The organism is Methyloversatilis sp. (genome assembly GCF_030698125.1).
Classification (GTDB): Bacteria; Pseudomonadota; Gammaproteobacteria; order Burkholderiales; family Rhodocyclaceae; genus Methyloversatilis.
Genome location: NZ_JAUYNV010000029.1, coordinates 1 through 17,312 on the forward strand (window position 1 = coordinate 1; position 17,312 = coordinate 17,312).

The 17,312-nt window shown below is 63.7% G+C and carries 14 protein-coding genes; 10 read left to right on the forward strand and 4 right to left on the reverse strand.

All coding sequences use genetic code 11. The features are described from left to right. A partial coding sequence (locus Q8Q80_RS12170; RefSeq protein WP_305633214.1) for an ISAs1 family transposase occupies positions 1 to 612 on the reverse strand: 612 nt, incomplete at its 3' end. 364 nt (positions 613 to 976) lie between these two features. Here Q8Q80_RS12170 and Q8Q80_RS12175 point away from each other — a divergent pair. From Q8Q80_RS12175 to Q8Q80_RS12220, 10 genes are all read left to right on the forward strand, one after another. Then, positions 977 to 1,843 (forward strand): restriction endonuclease, encoded by an 867-nt coding sequence (locus Q8Q80_RS12175; RefSeq protein WP_305633166.1) that lies wholly within the window; start codon positions 977 to 979, stop codon positions 1,841 to 1,843. Between the two features lie 68 nt (positions 1,844 to 1,911). Continuing rightward, on the forward strand, positions 1,912 to 3,498 hold the full coding sequence (locus tag Q8Q80_RS12180; RefSeq protein ID WP_305633167.1) for an RNA-binding domain-containing protein: 1,587 nt from the start codon (positions 1,912 to 1,914) through the stop codon (positions 3,496 to 3,498). A gap of 14 nt (positions 3,499 to 3,512) precedes the next feature. After that, positions 3,513 to 5,615 carry a RecQ family ATP-dependent DNA helicase gene (locus tag Q8Q80_RS12185; protein ID WP_305633168.1) on the forward strand — a complete coding sequence of 701 codons (2,103 nt, stop codon included), beginning with the start codon at positions 3,513 to 3,515 and terminating at the stop codon, positions 5,613 to 5,615. Between the two features lie 17 nt (positions 5,616 to 5,632). Beyond that, the gene (locus Q8Q80_RS12190) at positions 5,633 to 6,946 is read left to right on the forward strand and encodes a DNA-processing protein DprA (protein WP_305633169.1); all 1,314 of its coding nucleotides are present in this window, start codon (positions 5,633 to 5,635) and stop codon (positions 6,944 to 6,946) included. 21 nt (positions 6,947 to 6,967) lie between these two features. Beyond that, entirely contained in the window at positions 6,968 to 8,125 is a 1,158-nt protein-coding gene (locus Q8Q80_RS12195) for a hypothetical protein (RefSeq protein WP_305633170.1), read from the forward strand. A gap of 8 nt (positions 8,126 to 8,133) precedes the next feature. Then, positions 8,134 to 10,542 (forward strand): DEAD/DEAH box helicase family protein, encoded by a 2,409-nt coding sequence (locus Q8Q80_RS12200; RefSeq protein WP_305633171.1) that lies wholly within the window; start codon positions 8,134 to 8,136, stop codon positions 10,540 to 10,542. 413 nt (positions 10,543 to 10,955) lie between these two features. Then, positions 10,956 to 11,342, forward strand: a complete 387-nt coding sequence (locus Q8Q80_RS12205) for a YkvA family protein (protein WP_305633172.1) — start codon at positions 10,956 to 10,958, stop codon at positions 11,340 to 11,342. Positions 11,343 to 11,532: 190 nt separating this feature from the next. After that, positions 11,533 to 12,405 carry a DUF3365 domain-containing protein gene (locus Q8Q80_RS12210; RefSeq protein WP_305633173.1) on the forward strand — a complete coding sequence of 291 codons (873 nt, stop codon included), beginning with the start codon at positions 11,533 to 11,535 and terminating at the stop codon, positions 12,403 to 12,405. A 2-nt stretch (positions 12,406 to 12,407) separates the two neighbouring features. After that, complete coding sequence (locus Q8Q80_RS12215) at positions 12,408 to 14,546, forward strand: protein kinase (protein ID WP_305633174.1); 2,139 nt, start codon at positions 12,408 to 12,410, stop codon at positions 14,544 to 14,546. Positions 14,547 to 14,548: 2 nt separating this feature from the next. Further along, a complete protein-coding gene (locus Q8Q80_RS12220; protein ID WP_305633175.1) occupies positions 14,549 to 14,935 on the forward strand; it encodes a hypothetical protein in 387 nt (128 codons plus the stop codon). A gap of 22 nt (positions 14,936 to 14,957) precedes the next feature. Here Q8Q80_RS12220 and Q8Q80_RS12225 read toward each other — a convergent pair whose 3' ends face one another. Genes Q8Q80_RS12225 through Q8Q80_RS12235 form a run of 3 tightly spaced genes read right to left on the reverse strand, consistent with a single transcriptional unit; the run spans position 14,958 to position 17,284 of the window. Further along, positions 14,958 to 16,292: a TolC family outer membrane protein gene (locus Q8Q80_RS12225; RefSeq protein WP_305633176.1), complete on the reverse strand. Its 1,335-nt coding sequence runs from the start codon at positions 16,290 to 16,292 to the stop codon at positions 14,958 to 14,960. 4 nt (positions 16,293 to 16,296) lie between these two features. Continuing rightward, a complete protein-coding gene (locus Q8Q80_RS12230; RefSeq protein ID WP_069039138.1) occupies positions 16,297 to 16,620 on the reverse strand; it encodes a rhodanese-like domain-containing protein in 324 nt (107 codons plus the stop codon). Positions 16,621 to 16,630: 10 nt separating this feature from the next. Further along, positions 16,631 to 17,284: a protein-L-isoaspartate O-methyltransferase gene (locus Q8Q80_RS12235; RefSeq protein ID WP_257079889.1), complete on the reverse strand. Its 654-nt coding sequence runs from the start codon at positions 17,282 to 17,284 to the stop codon at positions 16,631 to 16,633. Positions 17,285 to 17,312: the final 28 nt, after the last annotated feature.

Genomic DNA, 17,312 nt, shown 5'->3' on the forward strand with positions numbered 1-17,312 from the left:
GTCGATGAAGGCATCTTCGATCACGCGCAACAAGGTCGGCTGGTTGCCCTTGACCGCCAGCAGATAGTCGCCACCCTGCGCGACGATGCGCTCGGCGATTGCCTTCTGGCAGCCCATCGCGTCGATGCTGACCAGATACCCCCCAAGGTCCAGTGCCGCCAGCAATTCGGGGATCGCGGTGATTTCGTTGCTCTTGCCGGAAACCTTCTCCTGACCGAGCACCAGCGACAGATCGGTATGAAAGGCACTGACCATGTGCACCGGCCCGTGTTCCGAGTCGGCCGAGCCGCGCAGGGTCTTGCCATCGACGGCGATCTGACCACCCAGCGCGGTAACGATGCCGCCGACCCAGCGGCGAAAGGCCGCCTCGAACTGCCTCGGGTCGATCAACCGGAAGAGGCGCAGAAAGGTGTCCTGCGAGGGCACGCCGTTTTGCAGCACGAGAAAGCGGCGCAGCCACGATTCCTTGACCGCGGCCCACTCTGCGATGTCCTCGACCGTGTCGCAGTCGGACAGCACCGCACACACGGCGATCACCAGAATCTCCTGGAAGTCGTGCCGCGTACCGTTGCTGGGTCGGCGCGGGTCGGCCACCTGCTGCAACGCGCTCATCAGATCGAGTCCATTCGCTGTGCCCATTTCGTACGCCCAAAGGGCGAGAGTGGACGCGATTTTGGAAGGGTGCACAAGAGGTACGTGCAAGTTCATGAATGTGAACGACAATTCAGGGCGGCGGTGTCAATTGGCATATCTCGGTCAGACGATGACATCCGAGTGCGACGGCCCTGGCTGGCTTCCCTACCCAAGGAGTGGCTGTTCTGCGCCGCTCCATGCTTATGACTCGCCCCAATGAGCGCTGACTTATCCGCCGATATGGTTGTAGGCCTTCTGCATCGCACCTTACCTGCCCATCGATTGAGTTCACCGTACGTGGAAGGAAGGCAACTCAATCAGATAAGGAGAAAGAGAGAAAACGATGGCGCGTAGAAGAAAGACCAGTTCGGCCGAGGATCTGATAGATCTCGTAGCCATGTTGCCTTGGTGGGCCGGCGTCGCGCTGGCTGCGGTTCTCTGGCTTATCTTGCATGGAATGGCGAGCCAGGAAGTGGTCGCAGTCATCAAGCCAGGTGAGATGGGAGCCATGGTCACGCAGACGATCTGGAAGACGTTGGCGACATTCGGACAATACGTCCTGCCTTTGATCTGCCTTGCGGGTGCCGGTATCTCGGCGTGGCGCCGGCAAGCGCGCCGCAGGCTCATCGCGGATGTCAGCCAGAGCAACGCAGCCGACGCACTCGACGGCATGAGCTGGCGCGAGTTCGAGATGCGGGTGGGCGAGGCCTTCCGGTTACAAGGCTACGGCGTACTTGAAACGGGCGGCGGCGCCGATGGCGGTGTCGATCGGGTGCTCTCCAATTGCACCGAGAAGTACCTTGTTCACTGCAAGCAGTGGAAGGCTTTTAAGGTCGGCGTGGATGTGGTGCGAGAACTCCATGGCGTCATGGCCGCCAAGGGCGCGGCCGGTGGCTTCGTAGTAACCTCCGGGCAGTTCACCGAAGATGCAGTTGGCTTCGCGAGCGGGCGCAATCTGAAACTCATTGACAGGCCGTTGCTGCATGGGTTGATTCGTCAGGCTCGGAATTCGATAGGGCCGGCGCCTGCACAACAGAGCGGACCATCGTTAGTGTCGGCGGCTCCGGCGGATACGCCATCAGTACCAGGCTGCCCGAGCTGTACCAAGCCCATGGTGAAGCGAACGGCGAAGCGCGGAGCCAACGCGGGCGAGGAGTTTTGGGGCTGTTCGGCTTATCCGGTTTGTCGTGACACTATGCAAACAGTATGAAAGTTTCCCAACGACCGCGCGATGGGTTGGCTATGCCCGCTATCTGCGTCTTGCTGCCGGAGTAACACATGGCGCTCCCCATCAACATAAACGACCTCCTCGGCGGCAAGCCCGTCGAATGGGAACGCCTCGAATTCAAGGCTGGATGGAACCCCGAGGCCGTTCTGCACAGCCTCTGCGCCTTCGCCAATGACATTCACAACCTGGGCGGCGGCTACATCCTGATCGGCTTTGCGGAAAGCAATGGGCGTCCAGTTCTGCCGCCAGTGGGTATCGATCCCGAGCAAATCGACGCCATCCAGAAGGAACTGTTGAACCTCGGCTTCAGTGCCATCGCGCCGTACTACCATCCCATCGCCGTTCCGGTCGAAATCGAGGGACGGCATGTTCTCGTGCTCTGGGCTTTGGGTGGGCCGACGCGCCCCTACAAGGCAAAAACCAGTCTGAGCAAGGGTAGCAGGGACTATGCCTATTACATCCGCAAGGGTTCCAGCACCATCCGCGCCAAGGGGGCGGATGAAACGGAACTCATGTCGCTGGCGGCTACCATTCCCCATGACGACCGCGTCAACCAGCAGGCCAAGGTGGACAGTCTCTCCCGCGACCTGATGCAGGACTATCTGCAACAGGTGGACAGCGATCTGGCCAGGCAGGCGCCCAATCTTTCATTGATCGAACTCGGCCGTCAGATGGGAGTCATCGGCGGGCCGGACGAAGCGCCCTTCCCGCTCAATGTTGGCCTGATGATGTTCAATCCGGAGCCCTGGTGCTTCTTTCCGGCCATGCAGATTGACGTCGTCTGGTTTCCCAAGGAAGGGCCGGGCGGCAACAAATTTTCGGAAAAGATATTCAAAGGCCCGATACCCCGCATGACCCGCGACGCGCTCGATTACATCAAGCGCAACCTGATTACCGAAACCGTCATCAAGCATCACGGGCGAGCTGAGGCCACCCGGGTCGAAAACTTCCCTTACGACGCTATCGAAGAAGCCGTCGTCAATGCGGTCTATCACAGGGGCTACGACACGCGCGAGCCGATCGAGGTCCGGATCGAGCGCAACGAACTATTTGTCATCAGCTATCCGGGGCCGGATCGTTCAGTGCGGCTGGAGCAATTGCGCGCCGGTCGCGCCCGGCCACGACGTTATCGCAATCGCCGCATCGGCGAATTCCTGAAAGAACTGGAATTCACCGAAGGCCGCGCCACCGGCATCCCCAAGATCATGGAAGCCATGGAGAAGAATGGCTCGCCGCCGGCCGAGTTCGAGTTCGACGAAGATCACAGCTACTTCATGGTGCGGCTGCCGATCCACCCGGCGGCGCTGGAAGTGGCGGCCTCGGCCGCAGGGGAGGCCACGGCGCTGGCCGGGCCAGAGTCGAGGCCAGAGTCGAGGCCAGAGTCGGAGGGCGAATGGCGCTCCCAGCCACAGTGGCGGGCAGAGTGGGGGCCAGAGTCGATCCATCACAGAATCATGGCGGCTATCGCTCGCGCCCCCTTGAGCCGTTCGGAAGTTGCGCAGGCCCTGGGCCACAAATCTGTTTCAGGCGCAGCCAAGCAAGCCATCGCTGACCTCATGGAAGCGGGCCTGGTCGAATTTACCCTCCCGGAAAAACCCAATAGTCGCCTGCAAAAATATCGCAGCCGGAGACGCTGAGGAAATTGCTTGCCATGACTACAAACCCCGCCCTCGCCTGGCTTCGTATCGCCCTCGACAATCCCACCGTCAACTTCCGCGATGGCCAGCGGGAAGCCATCGATCAGTTGGTGAATCAGCGCGGGCGGGTACTGTGCGTGCAGCGCACCGGCTGGGGCAAGAGCATGGTCTATTTCGTGTCGGCCAAGCTGATGCGGGAGCAAGGCGCCGGGCCAACACTGATCATCTCGCCTCTGCTGGCACTGATGCGCAACCAGATTGAAGCGGCAAATCGGTTGAAGCTGCGCGCCGAGACCATCAACTCGACCAACTCAGACGACTGGCACGCTGTGCGTCAACGCTTGTTGAACGATGAGATCGACTTGCTGCTGATTTCCCCGGAGCGTTTGGCCAACGATGATTTCGTGGCCCACACTCTGTTGCCCATCGCAGCACGCATCGGATTGCTGGTGATCGACGAGGCACACTGCATTTCGGATTGGGGGCACGACTTCCGCCCCGACTATAGGCGTATTGGCCAGATCCTTCGTCTGCTGCCGCAGAACATCGCGGTGCTGGCAACCACAGCCACGGCGAATCGTCGTGTCGAGGCAGACGTAGGTGAGCAACTCGGCGGTGGGGTGCTGTTGCAGCGAGGGCCATTGATTCGCGAGAGCCTGGCATTGCAGGTGATGCGTTTGCGCAATCCCGCTGAGCGGCTGGCCTGGATGGCCGATTGGATTCCGGCGCTTCCCGGCAGTGGCATCGTTTACACACTGACCACGCGGGACGCCGACCGGGTTGCCCAGTCGCTGCGGGAGAACGATATCGAGGCGCATGCCTACCATGCAGGCAAGACGGACGACGAGCGTCAGGCCCTGGAAGCTGCACTGTTGGGGAACAAGATCAAGTGCCTGGTAGCGACCACAGCGCTGGGCATGGGTTACGACAAGCCTGATCTGGGTTTTGTCATCCACTATCAGACGCCGGGCTCGGTGGTGTTCTATTACCAGCAGGTCGGCCGGGCAGGGCGTGCCATCGATGAAGCCTTCGGGGTGTTGCTGTCCGGCGACGAGGAAGATGACATCAATGCTTACTTCCGCGATACGGCTTTCCCGCCGGAGTGGCAGATCGAGCGGATACTCACGGCCTTGGAGAACTGCGAAACCGATGGCATGACTGTGCGGGAGCTGGAGCGTGTCGCCAATCTGCGTCAGTCGCAGATCGAAAAGGTATTGAAGCTGCTGGTGGTGGAGAATGCCGCCCCGGTAGTGAAGATCGAGTCCAAATGGAGTCGAACTGCCCAGCCCTTTCGGCTGAACCGGGAGCGTATCGAGCATTTGATCCGGCAGCGCGAGCAGGAGTGGGCCGAGATGCAGGCCTACATCGAGGGGCGGCAGTGCTTGATGCAGTTCCTCGCGGCAGCGCTGGATGACCCGCTGGCGCAACCCTGCGGCAAGTGCGCGGTCTGTCGAGGCGCTCCAGTGATTTCTCCTGTCATTTCCGATGTGCGGCTGATCAAGGCGCAGCGCTTCGTCCGGCAGAGCGAGGTGATGCTGGAACTGAAGAAGCAATGGGATATTTCCGCGCTGCCCGCTTATGCCGCACAGTTTGCCTGGACCAAGTCGACAATCCCGCTGAACCTCCGTGGTGAGCTGGGCCGTATTCTTTCCCGATGGGGCGAGCCGGTATGGGGCGAACTGGTTGCCAGGGGCAAGGCCGAGGGACACTTTGCGGATGATCTGGTCGCCGCCTCAGCAGAATTGATTCAAACACGCTGGCCCATGGAGTCGCCCCCTTCATGGGTGACCTGTATTCCATCGACCCGCCACCCGGAGCTGGTGCCGAACTTTGCCATGCGCTTGGCAATTTCACTGGGCATTCCATTTCGCCCGGTGCTGATAAAGACCCGCCATACCGAGGAGCAGAAGGGCATGGAGAATCGCTACCACCAGTGTCACAACCTGGACGGGGCATTCACAGTTCAGGCTCCGGGGCCGGAATTTGCGGGACCTGCGTTGCTGGTGGACGATGTATTCGATTCCGGATGGACGCTGACCCTTGCGGTCGCTTTGCTCCGGCAGGCTGGAAGCGGACCGGTGTATCCCTACACGCTCGCGACAACGACTGCGAAATAGAGATGGTGTGTCGAAATATGAGTGAAAGATCGACAGCCAGTCTGTCACCGGATACCGAGGCGATTTTGTTGCTGTGCGGTCGCTTTGGCAGTGAGCGTGGCGAGCCGAGCTTGGCGAACCCGGCCCCCCTGACGCAAAAAGAGTACGAGCGGCTGACGAAATGGTTGCTCGAGTGCAAGTTACGCCCCAGCGATTTGCTCGGCGGCGAATTGGCTGGCCGTCTGGGGGAACTGGTTCATGCCGGCCTGGAACCGACGCGCGTAGAGTCGCTGATTGCGCGTGGAACCGCCTTGGCGCTAGCTTTGGAAAAATGGCAGCGCAGCGGCCTATGGGTGCTATCACGCAGCGATGCGGCATATCCTAAACGCTTGAAGAAGAAGCTTGGGCAGTCGGCGCCGCCGTTACTATATGGCGCCGGCGAGACATCATTGCTGGACGTGGGCGGCTTAGCGGTGGTCGGTTCCCGGAATGCCTCGGAAGCAGCGCTCGACTTCACACGCAATGTGGCCCGTGCTTGTGTGCGAGATGGCCTGGGCGTGATATCCGGCGGCGCCAAGGGTGTGGACGCTGCCGCACTGCAGGGCGCCGGGGAAGCCGGTGGGGTGGTGATCGGCGTATTGGCCGCCGATTTGCTGCGTGCCAGCGTGAATAGGCAGAACCGGATGGGCATTCAGTCCGGACAGCTTGTGTTGACCTCACCCTTTAATCCCGAGTCCGGCTTCAATGCTGGAAACGCGATGGCGCGCAATCGATATATTTATGCCCTGGCCGACTACGCTCTGGTGGTTGACTCCGCAGAGGGGGAGGGTGGAACTTGGGCCGGTGCCACTGAAGACTTGCGCCATGGCTGGACTCCGCTTTATGTGCGTACCCCCAGCGAGAGCCCGGGCAATGCGGCACTGATTGCAAGGGGAGCCGAAGGATTCACCTACGGGGTTTCCGAACGCGCATCGATACGCGAGTTTCTCGAGAAAACTTGTCAGTCCGACCCATCGCCATTGTTTCAACAGGTCGTTCTAGACAAGGGCGCCACGATGATTGAGCAACCAGCGCCCGCCCCAGTTGCAGTTGATGTGCTCGTCACGCCCGAGCCGGGGGCGGCGGCAGATGCAACGCCGTTCCCGGGATTCGATATGTTTCAGGATTTTCTTGCCAGACTGCCCTTGCTACTCGGCGAAGCGGCAAAAAGTGATGAAGAAATCCGGCTTGCACTGGGTTTGGAGAAAGGGCAGCTCAAGGTCTGGTTGGCCGCAGCCGTCGAGCAAGGATTCCTCGAAAAGCGGAAGAAACCGGTGAGCTATGCGTTACCTCGCCAAAAGGCGCTTTGCTAAGCCTACGTTGAGTCTTAGGCCATGAGCGAGTACCAGTACTACGAATTCGCCGCCATCGACCGGCCGCTCACCCGAGCCGAGATGGCCGAACTTCGCGCCGTTTCCACGCGCGCTGAGATTACTCCGGCGGGATTCGTCAACCACTACGAGTGGGGCAGCCTGAAAGCCGAACCGGCCGACTGGATGCGGCGTTACTTCGATGCCTTCATCTATTCGGCCAACTGGTGCAATTGCCGGCTGGCCTTGCGGGTGCCGCTGGCCACATTCCGCAAAGCCGAACTGAAGCCTTTCGAGACCAGATATGCGCTGACCATCGAGGCCAGCGATGAGTACTGGATTTTCGACTGGGCGCTTGATGAAAGCGAAGACTACGATCGCTTCGTCGAGGACGACGGCAGCGGCTGGATGCGACGCCTGGCGCCGCTGCGCGATGAATTGCTGCGCGGCGATTTACGGCCGCTCTACCTGGGCTGGCTGGCCGGGGCCAGCGGCGGCGAGCTGCGCGAGGATGCGCAGGAACCCGAGGTGCCGCCCGGATTGTCGGAGTTGTCCCCGCAGCAGCAGGCGCTGGTCGAATTCCTGGAAATCGATCCCGACATGCTGGCGGCCGCCATGGCCGGAAGTCCTCCAGTTTCGCCGGCGGGCGTCGCCGAGGCAGATCGCATCGATGCCTGGCTGGAGGAATGGCGGCGCGACGAGATGGTGGCCGTACTCAAGCTAATCGCACAGGGCAGAGCGCAGGAAGCGGAACGCCGCGTCAGGTCCAGCCATGCCGCCTGGCTGAAATCGCAACGCCCGGCCCTCGCCCCCGCCACGGTGAGACGCAGCGTAGCCGAACTGCGCGAGCTCGCAAAATCCGCTGCCACAGTGCGGCTGGAGCGTGAAGCGAAGGAGCGCGCAAAGCAGGAAGCCGAACGCCGCCAGCAGCGTGAAACCTACCTGCGACAGCTGATGGCCGAAGTGGACAAACACTGGGACGCCATCGACGTGCAGGCGAAGCGCGGTTCCGCATCGGGCTACGAGCAAGCGGTGCGGGCCCTCGTCGATCTGGCCGAAGGTTACGCGCTCACCTCCAGCCGCAACGAGTTCGAGCGGGCATTGCGGCGCTTCGTCGTGCGCCATGCGACACGCGGCGCTTTGTTGCGGCGGTTGACCGAGGCGGGTCTATGGTCGGGATGACAATGAGCATGGACGACGAACTCGCCCGGCTACGTGCCGAGAACACCCGGCTGATCGCTTTGCTGGACGCCCACAGTATCGCCTGGCGTCTGCCTGAACCCGAAAGCGTGCCGGCTGCGTCGGCATTGCTGACCACCGACGAAAAGGTCGCTCTCTTTCGCCGGCTGTTTCGGGGCCGTACCGATGTCTATCCGGCCCGCTGGGAAAGCAAAGCCGGCAAGGGCGGGTATTCGCCAGTCTGTGCCAACGAGTGGCGCACCGGTGTTTGCGAGAAACCCCGCATCAAGTGCGCAGACTGCGGCAACCGGCTGCTGGTGCCCCTGAGCGATCAGACGATCTACGATCACCTCGCCGGCCGCCACACTGTCGGCGTATATCCGCTGCTGGCGGATGACAGCTGCCATTTCCTCGCGGTGGATTTCGATGACGCCGATTGGCGCAGCGATGCGCAGGCCTTTGCCCAATCCTGTCGCGAACTGGATGTGCCCATCGCGCTGGAAATCTCTCGCTCGGGTAACGGCGCCCATGCATGGATATTCTTCTCGTCGAAGGTCGTGGCGCGGGATGCGCGGCGGCTCGGTACTGCGATCATTAGCCACACTTGCGCACGCACCCGGCAACTGAAGCTCACGTCCTACGACCGGCTGTTCCCGAACCAGGACACCATGCCTAAGGGCGGTTTCGGTAACTTGATCGCCCTGCCGCTGCAGAAGGTTCCGCGGGAGAACGGCGGCAGCGTGTTCGTGGACGATGCTCTGCGGCTGTATCCCGACCAATGGGCTTTCCTGGCGTCGGTGCAGCCCATGGCGCCGCACGATATCGAGCCGACGATCCTGCGCGCCACCGGCGGCTCGCATCCGCTGGATGTCACGTTCATCACCGAAGAGGATCAGCAAGAGCCGTGGAAGCATACGTCACCGGCCAAGTTGCGGCTCCCGGGCCCGATGCCGGCCTCGCTGACGGCGACCTTGGCCAATCTCCTCTACTTCGACAAGGCGCAGCTTCCGCAAGCGCTGGCGAACCGTCTGATCCGCTTGGCAGCCTTCCAGAACCCAGAGTTCTACAGGGCGCAGGCGATGCGTCTGCCAGTCTGGGACGAGCCGCGGGTGATCGGCTGTGCCGAGAACTACCCGAACCACATCGCCCTGCCGCGGGGCTGCCTTGATGCCGCCCAGGAGTTGCTACGCGAAAACAGTGTTCGTTGTGAGTTGCGAGACGAGCGCTTTGGCGGCAAGCCGCTGGACGTAAGCTTTGTCGGAACGCTGCGGTCAGATCAGGAGGCTGCAGTCGCTGCGATGCTTCGCCACGATGTCGGCATCCTGTGTGCGCCAACCGCCTTCGGCAAGACCGTGACGGCCGCAGCGCTGATCGCCCGGCGTGGTGTGAACACCCTGGTGCTGGTGCATCGCACCGAATTGCTCAAGCAGTGGCAGGAGCGGCTGCAGGCATTTCTAGGAGTCGGAAAGAACGTGATCGGCACCATCGGCGGCGGCAAAGCCAAGCCCACCGGCAAGATCGATATCGCGGTGATGCAGTCGCTCTCAAGGCAGGGCGAGACCAATGAAATCGTCGAGAACTACGGGCAGGTCATCGTCGACGAGTGCCACCACCTCTCGGCATTCTCCTTCGAGGCCATCCTGAAGCGTGCCCGGGCCAAGTATGTGCTCGGGCTCACCGCCACGCCGATCCGACGCGACGGGCGGCAGCCGATCATCTTCATGCAGTGCGGGCCGATCCGACACACCGCGGCGAAGCCGACTGGCGCGCCGCAAACCTTGGAGGTGATTCCCCGTTACCTGGCAGGGCGCATTGACCTCGCCGCCGACGCCGCCATCCAGGATGTATTCAGGCATGTCGCCAACGACGCCGGCCGTACGGCGGCCATAACGAACGAAATCGTGGGTGCCTTCGGGCAGGGGCACAAGGTGCTGGTGCTGACCGAGCGCACCGAACACCTTGACGCCATCGGTACGGTATTGGCGGGCCGCGTCCCGACGCTATTCACGCTGCACGGCCGCATGTCGAAGAAGCAGCGTGCCGCCTTGATCAGCGAACTGGACGCCCTGCCCACTGATGCGCCTCGGGTGCTCTTGTCTACCGGCAAGCTGGTCGGCGAAGGCTTCGACCACCCACCGCTCGACACCCTGGTGCTAGCCATGCCGATCTCGTGGAAGGGCACGCTGCAGCAGTACGCCGGCCGCCTGCATCGGGAGCATGCGAACAAGACCCATGTGCGCATCATCGACTTTGTCGATGCTGGCCACCCGGCCCTGCTGCGGATGTGGGGCAAGCGACAGCGGGGCTATCAGGCGATGGGCTACCGAATTCCCTCTGCCCCGGCCAGTTACAATCTGGACTTCAGGTTGGTCGCAGCGAACGAGCCGGATGTTGTCGTGACAGAATTGGGCGTGAAATGAAGACAAAAAGCCAATCTTCAATATCCGTACGGGCTGCCGTCTGTTTTTCAAAGAATGGCGCCGGGAACATGCCGTGTCTCTGTGCGTCAATGAACAACTGCCCTGACGCTGCGTTCGACTCAAGTGGTCGCAGACCGTCCATTTGGAGCCCGCACTTTGCGGGTAGCCAGACGGGTAGCTGGCGACAGACAAAAGAAATTGTTGAGCCGTATATTATTGATGTTGCAGAACAAAGCTGCACGCACCCTATCTATTCGACATCGTGCTGCTGTGGCGCGCCAGACGAGTCCGGCCCTGCCATCGCCCCATGCGTGACAGACGGTCACGGATTCCGCAGTGCAATGGCTGACGGCGGGGCGTGTTTTGTGGTTTGATCGGGTTCGTGCTCGAACGACTGACAGAACCTGGTTGCCATGGGACTCAAGGACCGCATCCGCGCCATCAAGCTCGAATTGATGGCGCTCGCAATTGCAGCGCAGGACACACGCACGCCGCGACGCGCAAAAATTCTCTTGCTGTTCCTGCTCGCCTACGCGGCCAGCCCGATCGATCTGATCCCCGATTTCATCCCGGTGCTCGGCCTGCTCGACGAGGTCATCCTGCTGCCGATCGGCGTCTGGATAGTGGTCGGCATGATTCCGCCGGACGTGATGGAGGCGGCGCGGGCGCGGGCGCGCGAGGGCAAGCTGCCGGCCAACTGGATTGCCGGCGTGATCGTGCTGCTGCTGTGGGCGGCCAGCATCGCGGCCATCGTGTGGTGGTGGATGAACTATCGGGACGCCGGTCAAGCCGGTAGCTGAGCGGCAGCCGATCGGCGCTGCCCTTCTTCTGTTGCCGCTGTGGCCCACCGACGGGCGACGGCCTTACTCCGCGGGTGTCAATCTTTTACAATCCGGCGTCGCCATGTCCGCAGGTCGAACGCGGGTGGGTGATGCGCGTACCGGGAACGCGCTGCAAACCACCCACACCTGACCGAAAGGCCTTGCGAAGATGGGACTCAGACTCAAGTTCAACCTGGTGCTGATCGGCGTGTTCGCGATCGGTCTGGCGGCCTGCGCCGCGTTGTCGCACCAGCTGCTGCACGACAACGCGCGCGCCGAGGTCGAGCGCAATGCGCGGCTGATGATGGAAACCGCGCTCGCCATTCGCGCCTATACGGTCAGCCAGATCAAGCCGCACCTCGATCCGCTGCTGTCGGAACAGTTCCTGCCGCAGACCGTGCCGGCCTATGCCGCGACCGAAACGATCAACGAGCTGCGCAAGAACCACCCGGAGTACGCCTACAAGGAGGCGACGCTGAACCCGACCAATCCGCGCGACCGCGCGTCGGACTGGGAAACGGACATCGTCACCAGCTTCCGCAACGCCGAGGATACGAAGGAGCTGACCGGCGTGCGCGAAACGCCGACCGGTCGCCACATGTACATCGCGCGGCCGATCCGCATCACCAATCCGGCCTGTCTGGCCTGCCACAACACGGCCGCCACGGCGCCGCCGACGATGGTGAAGGTGTATGGCGAGGCGAACGGCTTCGGCTGGAAGCTGAATGAAATCATCGGTGCGCAGGTGGTGTCGGTGCCGATGACGCTGCCGGTGACCAATGCCGACCGTGCCTTCAACACCTTCATGCTGTCGCTGCTCGGCGTGTTCGTGTTCGTCATGGTGGCGCTCAACCTGATGCTCGAATGGCTGATCATCCGCCCGGTGGCGCGGCTGTCGGCTGCGGCCGACCAGATCAGTACCGGCGACTTTTCGGTGCCCGAGTTCCGTGATTCCGGCAAGGACGAAGTGTCGGTGCTCGGCGCATCCTTCAACCGCATGCGGCGCAGCCTTGAAACGGCGATGCGCATGATAGACAGCTGACCGTGACGACCGGTCCGCAACCGCCGTCGGATACCGGGGACGACGAGCCGTTCACCGCAGACAGCGTGAACGCCGAAGTGCTGGCGGGCAGCGGCTTCCTGCCGACCGCCAACGCCAGCCCCGGCGCGCTGCCGGCCGGCTGGGCGCTGAACGAGTACCGCATCGAATCGCTGCTCGGCGGCGGCGGCTTCGGCCTGACCTATCTGGCGCACGACACGCTGCTCGACTGCAAGGTCGCCATCAAGGAGTTCCTGCCGACCGACATCGCGATCCGCGGCGACGGCCAGCGCGTGATGCCGCGCAGCGGTCCGGCGGTCGAAATGTTCGAACAGGGCCTGCGCCGCTTTCTCGACGAATCGCGCGCGCTGGCCAACTTCCGTCACCCGCACATCGTGCGCGTCAGCCGCTTCTTCGAGGCGAATGGCAGCGCCTACATGGTGATGGACTATGAGCGGGGCCGGCCGCTGAACCAGTGGGTGCGCGAGCGCGGCGCGCGCATCGACCGCGCCACATTGCTGGCCATCGTGCGGCCGCTGCTCGAAGGCCTGCAGGTGATCCACGATGGTGGCTTCCTGCATCGAGACATCAAGCCGCCCAATATCTGCATCCGCGACGACGGCGCACCGGTGCTGCTCGATTTCGGCGCCGCCCGCCGCTATCACGACACCGAACATACGCTGACCGCCATCGTCACGCCCGGCTTTGCGCCGTTCGAGCAGTACCACTCGCATGGCAATCAGGGGCCGTGGACCGACATCTATTCGCTGTCGGCGGTCATGTACTGGCTGGTCACCGGCCAGCGGCCGGTCGAATCGGCCGCGCGCATCCAGAACGACCCGCTGATTCCCGCGTCGCGGCTGGCCGACGCGTCCGTGTTCGGCGCCTCGCTGCTGCGCGCCATCGACTGGGGGCTGGAGCCGCACGATTCGAAGCGACCGCGCAGCATCGCGGACTTCCGCCGGGTATTCACCGCGGCGCCGGCCACGGCGCGCGGCCCGCTGGCGGCCGGCGCGGCATCGGCACCGGCACCGGTCGCCGCGCCGGTACGCGCGATCGGCGCGTCGGAAGAACGGCGCACCATCGTGTGCAGCGTGCTGTATGCGCAGATCGGCGACAGCCAGCGGCTGGACACCGCGCAGCGGCTGGCCTGCAAGTCGGAGCTCGACGACGCGCTGGCGCGTGCCGCGCGCTCGGTCGATGCCGACAGCCGGCTCATCCTCGACACGCCGGACGGCACCGCGCTGTGTCTGCTCGGCCAGCCGGAAGACGCCTGCGTCGTCGCCCAGCATCTGCGCAAGCTCGACTTCGCCGATGACAGCGGCCAGAACGGCCAGGGTTTGAAGCAGGGCATCAATCTGGGCCCGGTGCGCGTGTCGCGTTCCGGCAGCGGTGCGCTCGACCTGCATGGCGACGGGCTGGATGCCGCGCGTGCGCTGGCCGGACTGGCGCATGCCGGCCAGGTTCTGGTGTCGCGCGCCTATTACGAAACCGTATCGGCGCTGGGCAGTGGTGCGCCGGACGGCCTGCACATCACCGGCCAGCGGGTCGAAATCGCGTCGCGCAGCCAGGAGGTGTTCGAACTCGACAGCCGCAGCGGCATCACGCGGCGCAGTGAGGTCGCACAACCGGTGCTGGCGCCCGACGCGCTGACGCCGCTGCTCGAAGCGCTGCTGGCGCGCCACATCGGGCCGATGGCGCGCGTGCTGGTGACACGTATCGCGCCTCAGGCAACGTCGGCGCCGCACCTGATCGAACAACTCGCCGCGCACATTCCGAACGATGCGCAGCGCGCCGGTTTCCTGATCGAGGCCAAGCGCCACGTCGTGCAGACCGGCGCGACCACGTCGCGCTCATCGCAGTCGATGTCCGGTGCCGCGGCTTCGGGCGCGATATCGACGTCGCGCAGCAGCCTGCCGCCGACCGGCACATCTAGCCGCTACGTGTCGTCCGCGCCCCGGCCGCTCGACGACGCGGTGATTGCCGACATCGAGCGCCGTCTGGCGCGGCTGATCGGTCCGGTGGCGCGCATTCTGGTCGGTCGCGCGCTCAAGCGCACCGGCACCGAGCAGGGACTGCTGGAAGAGCTGGCGCGCGACATTCCCGACCCGGTGCAGCGCGCGGCTTTCGTCGCGGGCAAATAGCGGTGGCAAAACTTTCACGCTGTCCGCACTGCGGACAAGACACGATTGCGCGTCTGGTCAAGCTGATGGCGCGCGCCAAAGCCCCGGCGATCTGCCCGGCCTGCGGCGGACGCTCATGCACCGGCATCACGCCGCTGTCGCTGCTGTCGTTCTTCGTACTGATTCTGGTATGCGGCACGCTGTTGCGCGCCGCGGGCCGCCTGGGCAACCGGTGGACGCTGCTGGGCGTGCTGGCGCTGTTCATTGGCGGCTTCCTGTACATCAGCTTCCACACCGGGCTGGTGAAGCTGGAGCGCTATCCGATGCAGCGCAATATCGCCATCGGGGTCGTGGCGCTGCTGGCGATCGGCTTTTCGTGGTGGTGGTTCAGCCGCGGCACCGCAAGCTGATGACCGGTCGCGCGCGGCCGCACTACTCGAGCAAGGCATTCACCACGGCGATTTCCTCTTCGCCGAGCTGGCCGGCGGCGGCTTTCAGCCTGAGCTGCGCGAGCATCGTGTCGTACTGCGCCTTCGCCATGTCGCGCCGCGTGGCGAACAGCTGCTGCTGCGCATTGAGCACATCGATATTGATGCGCACGCCGACTTCATAGCCCAGTTTGTTCGAGTCCAGTGCGGACTGCGACGACACCTGCGCGGCGCGCAGGGCTGCTGACTGCGCGATGCCGTTGGCCACGCCCAGATAGGCCTGACGCGCCTGCAGCGCGGCATTGCGCCGCGCCAGATCGACCTCGGCGCGCGCCCGGTCGAGCAGATAGGCCGCTTCGCGCACGCGCGATTCCTGCCCGAAGCCCTGGAAGATCGGCACCGACACCTGCACGCCGACGGTGGCCGATTCAGTCTGGTTCGATATCGGGTTGCCCGCGAAGGTGACCACGTTCTTGTTCTGGCCGTAGGTCGCCACCAGATCGACGCTCGGATAGTGGCCGGCACGCTGGCGCTCGATTTCGCGCGCCGCGATTTCCTGATTTGCCAGCTGGGTCAGCACCGCCAGACCGTCGGTCTGCGCGCGCTCCACCCAGTCGTCCATGCGCGCCGGCTCCGGCATCGCGAATGCGACGTCGCGCCGCATGCGGCGCAGCTCGGCCGGTGCGCCGCCGGTGATCAGCGACAGCGCGTGGCGCTTCACTTCGATGTCGCTCGCCGCCGCGATGCCCTGTGCGTTCGCCAGATCGAAGCGCGACTGCGCTTCATGCACATCGGTGATGGTGACGGTGCCCACTTCGAAGCTCTTGCGCGCGAGCGCGAGCTGTTGCGATGCGGCGTCCTTCTGGGCCTCGATTGACGCCAGCACGTCGTGCGCGTACAGCAGATCGAAGTAGGCCTGGGCGGCGCGCAGCAGCACGTCCTGCCGCGCCTGCGCCAGCTGCGCCTCGGCGGCGGCGACCTGCAGCTTGCCCTGTTCGAACTGCACCCAGTTGGCCCAGCGGAACAGCGGCTGCGTCAGCTGGAAGTTGAAGTTGTGCGAGTTGTGCTGCGAGGCGGCATTGACCGGCTGCTTCACGGTCACGTCATTCCATTGCGTGGTGCCGCTGACGGTCAGGCTGGGCAGCAGGCCGGCGCGCGCCTGCGGCAGCTTTTCCGACGTCGCCAGGCTTTGCGCGCGCGCCGACTGGTACTGCGCATCGTTGGCCAGTGCCGCCCGTGCGACCGCAACCAGGTCGTCAGCGGCGAGCACCGCCGCATTCGCCGCGAAACCGGCCGACAACACGGCGCACAGCGACAAACGCCGCAGCAGGGTCGTCATTGCCTCAGTACCGCGCCATCGACGGATCGACCTGCAGCGCCCAGGCGTCGACGCCGCCGGCCAGGTTGTACACCTCGCCGAAACCATTGCGTTCGAGAAAGATCGCCACCTGCATCGAGCGTCCGCCGTGGTGGCAGATGCACACCAGCGGCCGCGCCGGATCGAGTGCGTCCAGGCGCGACGGAATGGTGCCCATGGGAATGTGCTGGCTGCCTTCGACCCGGCAGATCGCCCACTCGTGCGCTTCGCGCACATCGAGCAACTGCGGCTTTTCGCCCTGCGGTTCGGCCAGCCACGCAGCGAGCTCGGCCACCGTCATCTGCTTCATCGACGGTGTCTCAGAACACGAAACGCTGGGCGCCGCGTGCATTGCGCAGCGTCGGCAACAGCGTTTCGAAGAGGATTTCCTGCGTCTGGCTGCCGTCGGCGTTCAGCGTCACCAGCGTCGCGTTCATCAGCGGCGCTTCGCCGATGAAGGCAATCAGCCGGCCGCCCGGGCGCAGTTGCGCGACCAGTTCCTGCGGCAGCACCGGCAGGCCGCCGGACACCAGGATCACGTCGTACGGCGCATGCACCGGCCAGCCCTGCGCCGCATCGCCGACTTCGACGCGCACGTTCAGCGCACCGGAGGCGATCAGGTTTTCGCGCGCGCGCTCGGCCAGCGCAGGTTCGATTTCGACCGTCGTCACCTGGCTGGCGCGTGCGCCGAGCAGTGCGGCCATGTAGCCGGAGCCGGTGCCGATCTCGAGCGCCGTGTCGGTGCTGCGCACATGCAGTTCCTGCAGCACGCGGGCTTCGATCTTCGGCTCCAGCATTTCTGCGCCGTGGCCGAGCGGAATCGGCGTATCGACGAAGGCCAGGTCGCGCAACGCGGCCGGCACGAAGTTTTCACGTCTGACGACGAACAGCAGGTCAAGAATGTCCTGATCCAGCACGTCCCACGGCCGGATCTGCTGTTCCACCATATTGAAGCGAGCCTGCTCGATATCCATTGTTTCCATCCCCTCGGTCAAGCCGTGA